This is a genomic window from Micromonospora sp. DT227 (genome assembly GCF_049841835.1).
In the GTDB taxonomy this organism is placed as follows: domain Bacteria; phylum Actinomycetota; class Actinomycetes; order Mycobacteriales; family Micromonosporaceae; genus Micromonospora.
Window position 1 is genome coordinate 1 of record NZ_JBNCLA010000036.1, and the last position, 3,043, is coordinate 3,043.

At 68.0% G+C, this 3,043-nt stretch carries 2 protein-coding genes; both read left to right on the plus strand.

What is annotated here, in order from left to right:
- Positions 1–2,655: SDR family NAD(P)-dependent oxidoreductase (locus tag ACLQ2W_RS33750; RefSeq protein ID WP_425791930.1), on the plus strand; the 2,655-nt coding region annotated here is incomplete at its 5' end.
- A partial coding sequence (locus tag ACLQ2W_RS33755; RefSeq protein ID WP_425791932.1) for a beta-ketoacyl synthase N-terminal-like domain-containing protein occupies positions 2,652–3,043 on the plus strand: 392 nt, incomplete at its 3' end. The genes ACLQ2W_RS33750 and ACLQ2W_RS33755, both read left to right, overlap by 4 nt.

Sequence of the window (3,043 nt, forward strand, 5' to 3'; positions counted from 1 at the left end):
GCTACCGATGGCAGTGACCTGGCCGCGGCCGCGGTGTGGGGCCTGGTCCGTTCCGCGCAGTCCGAACACCCCCACCGGTTCATCCTGCTCGACACCGACACCGACACCGACACCGACACCGACACCGACACCGACACCGACACCGACACCGACACCGACACCGACACCGACCACGGCACCGGCACCGGCACCGACCACGGCAGCGAATTGGGCAGGATTCTGACGGAGGTGCTCGACAGCGGCGAACCGGAGATCGCGGTTCGCGCTGGCGGGTTGTATGTCCGGCGGTTGACCCGAGCCGATGGTGCTGGCGGGTTGTCTCTGCCTGGCCCTGAGCGGTTGTCGTGGCGTCTTGATGTGTCGGAGCCGGGCAGTTTGGACAACCTTGCGGTGCTGGAGTGTTCGGAGGCGTTGGCGCCGTTGGCGGCTGGGCAGGTGCGGGTTGCGGTGCGGGCGGCGGGGTTGAACTTCCGCGATGTGTGGCTCGGGTTGGGTATGTCCCCGGATCCGGCTGCGGTGATGGGTAGTGAGGCGGCTGGGGTGGTGCTCGAGACTGCTCCGGATGTGAGTGGGGTGGTGGTCGGGGATCGGGTGTTCGGCATGTTCAACGGTGCGTTGGGGCCGGTGGCGGTCACTGATCATCGGCTGTTGGCCCGGGTGCCGCGGGGGTGGTCGTTTACCCGGGCGGCGTCGACGCCGATCGTGTTCCTGACCGCGTTCTACGCGTTGCGGGACCTGGCCGGTGTGCGGCCGGGGCAACGGATCCTGATCCACGCCGCGGCCGGTGGGGTGGGCATGGCCGCGGTGCAACTGGCCCGGGCCTGGGGGTTGCAGGTCTACGCCACCGCCAGCGCCGGCAAGTGGGACACCCTGCGCGGGATGGGTGTGGACGATACGCACCTGGCCTCCTCCCGCGATCTGGACTTCCGGCGCAGCTTCCTGACCGCGACGGGAGGCGAGGGTGTGGATGTGGTGCTCAACGCCCTGACCGGCGAGTTCGTGGACGCGTCGCTGGACCTGCTGCCTCGTGGTGGCCGGTTCGTGGAGATGGGTAAGACCGATGTGCGGGACCCGGCCCAGGTTGCCGCGGACTACCCCGGGGTGGTGTATCAGGCGTTCAACCTGCCCGACACCGGCGCTGACCGGATCGGGCAGATGCTGACCGAGATCCTGGACATGTTCGCCACGGAGGTCCTGCAGCCGCTACCGATGAGCGTGTTCGAGGCGACTCACGCCGTGCAGGCCCTGCGCTACCTGCAAGCAGCCCGCCACGTCGGCAAGGTGGTACTGCGGCTACCGACCGGACTGGACCCGGAAGGCACGGTGGTGATCACCGGCGGGACCGGGGTGTTGGGCGGATTGGTAGCCCGGCACCTGGTCACCACACACGGAGTCAGGCACCTGGTGTTGCTGTCCCGGCGCGGCCCAACCGCGGCCGGAGCGGCGGAACTGGTCGGTGACCTGACCGAGCTGGGCGCACGGGTGCAGGTGACCGCGTGTGACGTCGCCGACCGCGACGCCCTGGCCGAGATGCTGGCGGCGGTGCCGGCCGAGCATCCGCTGGCCGGGGTGGTACACACCGCCGCAGTCCTCGACGACGGGGTGATCGAGGCGTTGACACCGCAGCGGCTGGACACGGTGCTGCGGGCCAAAGCCGACGCGGCATGGTGGCTACACGAACTGACCCAGGACATGGATCTTGCGATGTTCGTGGTGTATTCCTCGGCTGCGGCCACACTCGGATCACCAGGACAGGGAAACTACGCCGCGGCCAACGCCGTCCTGGACGCCCTGGCACTACGACGACAGACCACCGGTCTGGTCGGTCAGTCACTGGCATGGGGACTGTGGGCCCAACAATCGGCCATGACCGGACACCTCGACGAGGCCGACCTGGACCGGATGCGACGCAGCGGCGGCGTCCTTGCCATGTCCTCCGAGCAGGGCCTGGCGCTGTTCGACACGGCAATACGCACCCACCAGCCGCAACTCGTGCCGATCCGGGTGGACCTGCCCGCGCTGCGTCGTACCGGCGCCGGTGGTGTGCCGCCGTTGTGGCGGACATTGGCCGGCGGCTCCGGCTCGGCCCGCCGGGCGGCGACCACAACCGATACGCGGGTGGGTCTGGCCGCCAGGTTGGCCGCTATGGGAGTCGAGGAACGCCAGCGGACAGTCCTGGAACTGGTACGAATACAAGCCGCCGTTGTGCTCGGCCATGCCGGCCCCGCGACTATTGATCCGGACAGTGCGTTCCGTGAGCTCGGTTTCGACTCGTTGACCGCGGTGGAGTTGCGTAATCGGCTGGCCGCCGTGACTGGGTTGTCGTTGCCGGCCACGTTGGTCTTCGACTACCCCACCCCCGCCGAGCTCAGCCGCGAGCTGTGGACGCGAGTTGTGCCTGAGGCGAAGACGCCCGCAAACACTTTGGAGTCCGACTTGGACCGGGTCGAGCGGGCTATACGCACGTTGGTCCCGGGAGATGGCGGAGATCCGTCGAAGCTGGCGGATCGCCTGCGTGAGTTGGTGCGCAGGCTTGAGGCCCAGACGGGCGGCCACGGGGCGATCCCGGTGATCGACACCTATGCGGCCTCCGATGACGAGCTGTTCGACGTTCTCGACAAGATCGCAGGCTCCGAGGGAGGGCGTACGGCGTGAGCAACGATGAGAAGCTGCGGACATATCTGCGACAGGCCACGGACAACCTGCTGGAGACCCGGCGACGCCTGCAGGAGATTCAGGATCGGGGGACTGAGCCCATCGCCGTGGTCTCGATGGCCTGCCGGTTCTCGGCCGGCATAGACACCCCGGAACAACTCTGGGATCTCATCGCCACCGGTAGCGACGCCATCGGGCCATGGCCGATGGATCGGGGTTGGGATGTCGAGTCGCTGTACGACCCGGATCCGACACGGCCGGGGACCAGTTACGTCCGCGAGGGCGGGTTCCTGACTGACGTGGCGTTGTTCGATGCGGGGTTCTTTGGGATCAGTCCGCGGGAGGCTGTGGCGATGGATCCGCAGCAGCGGTTGTTGTTGGAGGTTTC